Here is a 6,806-nt window from a genome sequence, read left to right as displayed (position 1 = left end):
CTCACCCGCCGACCGCCGACCGCCGACCGCCGACCGCCGACCGCCGACCGCCGAGCCGGCGGGCGGTCGCCTGTCCCGCGCTGACTCGCCGCGCTGACCCCGTCGGGCGCCGACTCGCCGCGGAGGCGGCGGGCGAACCTACGCCTGGGTGGTCAACGCTGGTTCGGTGACGTATTCGCGCAGGTGATCGGCGGTGAGCGTGTCGCCTCGGGCGACCAGGTCGGCCGGTGTGCCGGTGAAGACGACTCGACCGCCGTCGTGCCCGGCGCCCGGCCCCAGGTCGATGAGCCAGTCCGCGTGCGCCATGACCGCCTGGTGGTGCTCGATGACGATCACCGTGTTGCCGGCGTCGACCATCCGGTCCAGCAGGGCCAGCAACTGGTCCACGTCGGCCAGGTGCAGGCCGGTGGTGGGCTCGTCCAACACGTACGTGCTGGTCTTTTCGGCCAGGTGGATGGCGAGCTTGAGCCGTTGCCGCTCCCCACCGGAGAGGGTGGTCAGCGGCTGGCCGAGGCTGAGGTAGCCCAGCCCGACGTCGACCAGCCGGCCGAGGATGAGGTGCGCGGGCCCGCTGGGAAAGAACGCGTGGGCCTCGGTGACCGACATGGCCAGCACCTCGCTGATGTTCCTGCCGCGCAGCGTGTACGTGAGCACCTCGTCAGTGAACCGTCGGCCCTCGCACCGTTCGCAGACGCTCGCGACGCCGGCCATCATCGCCAGGTCCGTGTAGATCAGCCCGATCCCCTTGCAGGCCGGGCAGGCGCCCTCGGAGTTGGCGCTGAACAGGGCCGCCTTGACCCCGTTGGCCTTGGCGAAGGCGGCACGGATCGGGTCGAGCAGCCCGCTGTAGGTGGCCGGGTTGCTGCGCCGTGACCCGCGGATCGCGGACTGGTCCACGATCACCACCCCGGCCCGGCCGCGCAGGGACCCGTGGATCAGTGAGCTCTTGCCGGAGCCCGCCACGCCGGTGACGACGGTGAGCACCCCGAGCGGGATGTCCACGTCCACGTCGCGCAGGTTGTGCAGGTCGGCCTGGCGGATGGCGAGCTGCCCGGTGGGTGGGCGTACCTCGTCGCGCAGGGTCACCCGGTGGTCCAGGTGCCGGCCGGTGAGCGTGCCGGAGCGGCGCAGGCCGGGAACGTCGCCGGTGAAGCAGATCCGGCCGCCGTCGGCGCCGGCGCCCGGCCCGAGGTCGACCACGTGGTCGGCGATGGCGATGGTCTCCGGCTTGTGCTCGACCACCAGCACGGTGTTGCCCTTGTCCCGCAGTCGCAGCAGCAGGTCGTTCATCCGGGCGATGTCGTGCGGGTGCAGGCCGACGGTCGGCTCGTCGAAGACGTACGTGACGTCGGAGAGGCTGGAGCCGAGATGGCGGACCATCTTCACCCGCTGCGCCTCACCACCGGAGAGGGTGGCCGACTCACGGTCCAGGCTGAGGTAGCCCAGACCGATCTCGACCAGCGAGTCCAGCAGGTCCCGCAGGTTGGCGATCAGCGGCGCCACCCCCGGGTCGTCGACGGATCGGACGAACTCGGCCAGGTCGCTGATCTGCATGGCGGAGCAGTCCGCGATGGTGCGGCCGGCGATCCGCGATGACAGGGCGGCCGCGTTGAGCCGGGTGCCGCCGCAGGCCGCGCAGGTGGTGAAGGTGACCGCCCGGTCGACGAAGGCCCGGATGTGCCCCTGCATCGACTCGCGGTCCTTGGCGAGGTAGAGCCGCTTGACCTTGACCGCCAGACCCTCGTACGTCCAGTTGTTGCTGCCCATCTTGATTTTCGTGGCCGGCTTGTAGAGGAAGTCCTCCCACTGGGAGGGTGTGTAGTCCTGGAGCTTGACGTCGGGGTCGAACAGGCCGGAGGAGACGATGGTCTGCCAGTACCAGGAGTCGACCGCGAAGTTGGGCACGGTGATCGCGCCGTCGTTGAGCGAGCGTTCGACGTCCACCAGCTCGTTGACGTCGAGGTCGGAGACCCGGCCCAGCCCTTCACACGTTGGGCACATGCCCTCGGGCAGGTTGAAGCTGAAGGCGCCCGCGCCGCCCACCGACGGTTGGCCGAGCCGGCTGAAGAGGATCCGGAGCATGGCGTACGCGTCGGTGGCGGTGCCCACGGTGGAGCGGGAGTTGACGCCCATCCGTTCCTGGTCGACCACGATTGCCGCGCCGAGGTTGCGCAGCGAGTCGACGTCCGGCCGGTTGAGGTTGGGCATGAACGACTGGAGGAAGGCGCTGTAGGTCTCGTTGATCAGGCGCTGGGACTCGGCGGCGATGGTGCCGAAGACGAGCGACGACTTGCCCGAGCCGGAGACACCGGTGAAGACGGTCAACCGGCGCTTGGGGATGTCGACCGAGACGCCGGCGAGGTTGTTCTCCCGCGCTCCGCGTACCTCGATCATGTCGTGGCTGTCGGCGACGGACCATGCTGGCTGCGACATGCGAACCCTTCACGAGATCGTGGCGGGGGAGGCCCCCGCCGAGCTGACGGATTACATTGTCCCATTCATCCCCACGTTGAGGCTTGTGCCGAGATTCGGCTGCGACCCCCGCCGGAACGCCCCGCAAAGTCTCAAATCACGTCGCAAGCGGTACGGTGGCCGGCGTGGACACCGCGCCGAAGGACCGCCTACGGGCGGTGGACCTGGCCGCCACCGTCGGGATCTCGGTGCAGCAGGTGCGCAACTACGTCGAGGTGGGCGTGCTCCCGCCGGTGCGGCGCACCGAGAGCGGCTACCGGATCTTCACGACCGAGCACGCGCGGGCGCTGACCGTGGCGCGGCGGCTGGCCGAGGGGCACGGCTGGAGCCGTACCCGGGAGATCATGGCGGCGGTCCACCGGGGTGACCTGCCGACGGCCCTCGCGGCGCTCGACGGCGGCCACGCCGAGCTGGACCGGGAGCGTGCCGAGATCCGCCGGGTGCTCGGCGCCTTCGAGACCGTGCTGGCCAGCCCGCCGGCGGCCCGCCCGGCGCCCCGCCGCGGCACCCGCATCGGCGAGGTCGCCGCGCTGGTCGGCGTCCGAACCTCCCAGCTGCGGCTGTGGGAGGAGCGCGGCCTGCTCCGGCCGGGCCGCACGCCGGGCACGAAGTACCGGGTGTACGACGAAGCCGAGCTGCGCGCCGCGCAGGTCGTGGCGCTGCTGCGCCGGGGCGCCTACCCGTTCGAGATCATCGAGGCGGTGCTGGGCGAGCTGCGGACCACCGGCAGTGCCCAACGGGTCCGCGCCGAGCTGGGCCGTCGTGAGCAGGAGCTGCACGCCCGCAGCCTTCGGCGGTTGCGGGGGAGCGCCGCGCTGCACGACTACCTGCGCCACCGGGCGTCCGCCGGGGCAGCCGGCCCCGGACCGGTCGGAACCGAGGTCCCCGCCCGGCGGGATATCGTCCCGGATTAGGGTGCTTGGCATGACTGTCCGGTTGCTGGCGACCACGGCGACCGCCGTCCTGCTCTCCACCGGCGTGACCGTTCCGGCCGCCGTCCGTGCCGCTCCGGCCGCCGGGTGGGCGGGGCGAGGCGGCGCGGCGCAGACCGTGCCCTGCCCACGGGTGGCGGCGCCCGCGGTTTCCCGGCCCCCGCGCCCGTCCCCGCCGCCGGTGGTTCCCGAGGACCGGGTCGTGGGCGGGCCGGAGTTGGACACCGCCGGGCTGGTCGTGCCGGCCGGGGCACCCGCGCCGCCGAAGATCACCGCCACCTCCTGGCTCGTCGCCGACCTGGACACCGGGCAGGTGCTCGGCGGCTGCGGCCCGCACGAGTACGGGACCCCGGCCAGCGTGCAGAAGCTGCTGCTGGCCGCCACGATGCTGCCGCGGCTGGACCCGAAGCAGGTCGTCACGGTCACCGAGGCGGACATGGACATCGAGCCCGGGTCGTCGGCGGTCGGTCTGGTCGAAGGGGGCCGGTACAGCGTCGAGACGGTCTGGTTGGGGCTGCTGCTCAACTCGGGCAACGAGGCGGCGAACGTGCTGGCCCGGCTGGGCGGGGGCGCCGACTCCGCGGCCGGCGGGGTGCGGGCGATGAACGAGTACGCCCGCCGGCTCGGCGCGCTTCAGACGCACGCGGTCACCCCCTCCGGGCTCGACGGGCGTGGGCAGTTCACCAGCGCGTACGACCTGGCCCTGATCGCCCGCGTCTGTTTCGCCGACGCCAACTTCCGTCGGTACGCGCTCACCGAGCGGACCCGGATCCCGGCCCAGCCGGCGAAGCGGACCAAGGGCTTCGAGATCCAGAACGAGAACCAGTTGATCTACCAGTACCCGGGTGCGTTGGGTGGCAAGACCGGCTTCACCGACCTGGCCCGGCACACCTACGTCGGCGCCGCCGAGCGCGACGGTCGCCGGCTGGTGGTCACGCTGCTGGGCGGCGAGCCGCAGCCGATGCGTGGCTGGGAGCAGGGCGCGGCGTTGCTCGACTGGGGGTTCACGCTGTCCCGGTCGGCCTCGGTCGGCCGGCTGGTCGAGCCCGGGGAATTGTCCGCCACGCCGACGGCCACCCCGTCCTCGCCGTCCTCCCCGGCCGCCCCCGGGCAGGCGCGACCGGCAGCCGCGAGCGGTCCGGTCGGCGGCGGAACGTCGGGTTTCCGGGCGGCGGCATGGCTGGGCGGCGCCGCGGTGGTCCTGCTGCTCGCCGGGCTGGTGTGGCGCCGCCGGCCCACCCGCCGGCACGCGCCCTGACCCGGGCGGACCAGCCGCCGGTCGCCCACCCACGGATCGACAAGCGCCGACGGGGTCCATAGACTCCGGTCGCTCCGGTACCACGAGTCCAGGAGGATCCCCGTGTCGCGTGAACCTCGACCGCAGTCCATTGCCGACCCGCGCCGCCCCACCCGTACGCTGACCCGCCTCGCCAGCGTGGCGCTCCTCGCCGGGGCGCTGGTCGCCGCCACCGGCGTCGCCGCGGTGGCCGCACCCGCCCCGGCGATCGCCCCGACCGGATCGGGGGGCACCCACGGCCCGTGCGGCTATCTCGCCACGCCGGAGGAGCCGGCGGCCCGGCCGGTCCCGCTGCCGCCCGACCCGCGACGTACGCCGGATCGGGGCACCGTCCGGGTCACGTTGTGGACCAACCACGGCCCGATCGGTTTGCTCCTGGACCGGGCGGCGGCGCCGTGCACGGTGCAGAGCTTCCTGCACCTCACCCGCCACCGCTTCTACGACCGGACCTCCTGCCACCGGCTGACCGCGTACCCCACGCTCAGCGTGTTGCAGTGCGGGGATCCGTCCGGAACCGGTTCGGGCGGGCCCGGCTACCGCTACGCCGACGAGTTGCCGACCGACCTGCCGCCGGCGCCGACGGACCCGACGGGCGAGCGCCGGCTCTACGCCCGGGGCACGCTCGCCATGGCGAATGCCGGTCCGGACACCAACGGCAGCCAGTTCTTCCTGGTCTACGCCGACTCGGCCTTGCGTCCGAACTACACCGTCTTCGGCTCGGTGGACCGGGCCGGGCTGGCCACGCTCGACCGGATCGCGGCGGGGGGAGTGGCCCCGACCGACGAGGACCCGGCGCCCGTCGACGGCGCGCCCGCGCTACCGGTCGACATCCGCAAGGCCCTGCGGCACCACCACCGCTGACGGCTCACCTTCGCGCCGCGCCGACCGGGCGCCGATCCGGTCGGCGCGGCGCCTGCGGGCGGAGCGGCGGCGGGCCGCCGGCGCCGGGCCGTACGGCTACGGCCACGCCACCCGTCCCCGTGGGAGTGTTTCCGGCCGGATTTTTCCCGAAATTTTCAAGCCCGGACCGGAAGCGGTCGGGGCGGCCACCGGAGCGGGTCGGCCGTCACGACGCCCGCGACGACCTGACCGGCGGCGCGGCCGTGCTGTCGCGGACCACCAGTTCGGTGGCGAGCTCCACCCGGGGGGAGTCGATGGCCTCGCCCTGGGCGAGCCGCAGGACGGTCCGCGCGGCCAGCCGACCCATCTCGACCAGCGGTTGCCGCACCGTGGTCAGCGGCGGTGACGCCCACCGCGCCTCGGGCAGGTCGTCGAAGCCGACCACGCTGACGTCGCCCGGGACCAGCAGGCCGCGTTGCCGGATCGCCTCGTAGACGCCGAACGCCATCTGGTCACTAGCCGCGAAGATCGCCGTCGGCGGCTCGTCGAGGTCCAGCAACGAGGACCCGGCGGCGAAGCCGGACGCATGGTAGAAGTCGCCGGGTCGGAGCAGGTGTTCCTCCAGCGGCACGCCGGCGGCCTCCAGCCCGGCGCGGTAGCCGTCCAGACGGGCCCGGCTGCACAGCAGGTGCGTCGGACCGGCCACGAACCCGATCCGCCGGTGCCCGAGCGAGAGCAGGTGCTCGGTCGCGGCGAGCCCGCCGGCCCAGTTGGTGGCTCCTATGGTCGGCACGTCGATGGCGGGCACGCCGGCCGGGTCGACCACCACCACGGGCACGTTGAGCCGCCGCAGCTGCGCGTAGAGGGGCGGGCTGACGTGCGAGGTCACGAAGATGACGCCGTCGGTGGCCCGGGCGCGCAGGTTCTGCAGCCACTGCCGGGCGGCGGTCGACTGTCGGTGTATCGCGGAGACCACGGTGCCCACGCCGGCGGCGTGCCCGACGTCCTCGACCCCGCGGATGATCTCCACGGCCCACGGGCTGTCCAGGTCGTTGAAGACCAGGTCGACCAGCCCGGCGGGCTGCACGGTGCGGCTGGCGCGACGCCGGTAGCCGTGGTGGCGCAGCAACTCTTCGACCCGTTCCCGGGTGCCGGGGGCCACGTCCGAGCGGCCGTTGAGCACCCGGGACACGGTCGGCACCGAGACTCCGGCCTCGCGCGCGATGGCGCTGATGGTGACCCTGCGTCCGTCGTCCGCGTCCACC

5 protein-coding genes are annotated in these 6,806 nt (G+C 73.3%); 3 read left to right on the top strand and 2 right to left on the bottom strand.

Features of this window, described 5'->3' with window-relative positions:
• Nucleotides 1-138: 138 nt before the first annotated feature.
• Nucleotides 139-2,433: an excinuclease ABC subunit UvrA gene (locus tag EAD89_RS15495; RefSeq protein WP_121676202.1), complete on the bottom strand. Its 2,295-nt coding sequence runs from the start codon at nt 2,431-2,433 to the stop codon at nt 139-141.
• Nucleotides 2,434-2,597: 164 nt separating this feature from the next.
• On the opposite strand from EAD89_RS15495, the gene EAD89_RS15490 reads away from it, so the two are divergent.
• The 3 genes from EAD89_RS15490 to EAD89_RS15480 all read left to right on the top strand — a co-directional run bounded on the left by EAD89_RS15490 (nt 2,598) and on the right by EAD89_RS15480 (nt 5,562).
• A complete protein-coding gene (locus tag EAD89_RS15490; RefSeq protein ID WP_121676208.1) occupies nt 2,598-3,386 on the top strand; it encodes a MerR family transcriptional regulator in 789 nt (262 codons plus the stop codon).
• Between the two features lie 10 nt (nt 3,387-3,396).
• Entirely contained in the window at nt 3,397-4,662 is a 1,266-nt protein-coding gene (locus EAD89_RS15485) for a D-alanyl-D-alanine carboxypeptidase family protein (protein WP_121676201.1), read from the top strand.
• 102 nt (nt 4,663-4,764) lie between these two features.
• A complete protein-coding gene (locus EAD89_RS15480; protein WP_233578721.1) occupies nt 4,765-5,562 on the top strand; it encodes a peptidylprolyl isomerase in 798 nt (265 codons plus the stop codon).
• 205 nt (nt 5,563-5,767) lie between these two features.
• Here EAD89_RS15480 and EAD89_RS15475 read toward each other — a convergent pair whose 3' ends face one another.
• Nucleotides 5,768-6,805 (bottom strand): LacI family DNA-binding transcriptional regulator, encoded by a 1,038-nt coding sequence (locus EAD89_RS15475; RefSeq protein WP_121655318.1) that lies wholly within the window; start codon nt 6,803-6,805, stop codon nt 5,768-5,770.
• Nucleotide 6,806: the final 1 nt, after the last annotated feature.

The sequence above is a fragment of the Micromonospora sp. BL4 genome, assembly GCF_003667505.1.
In the GTDB taxonomy this organism is placed as follows: Bacteria; Actinomycetota; Actinomycetes; order Mycobacteriales; family Micromonosporaceae; genus Micromonospora.
The sequence above is the reverse complement of the archived record's forward strand: the minus strand, read 5'-3'. Positions and strand labels throughout refer to the sequence as shown.

Coding starts and splice junctions, on each gene's coding strand:
- EAD89_RS15495 (WP_121676202.1), bottom strand. CDS start 2,433: ATGTCGCAGCCAGCATGGTCCGTCGCCGACAGCCACGACATGATCGAG.
- EAD89_RS15485 (WP_121676201.1), top strand. CDS start 3,397: ATGACTGTCCGGTTGCTGGCGACCACGGCGACCGCCGTCCTGCTCTCC.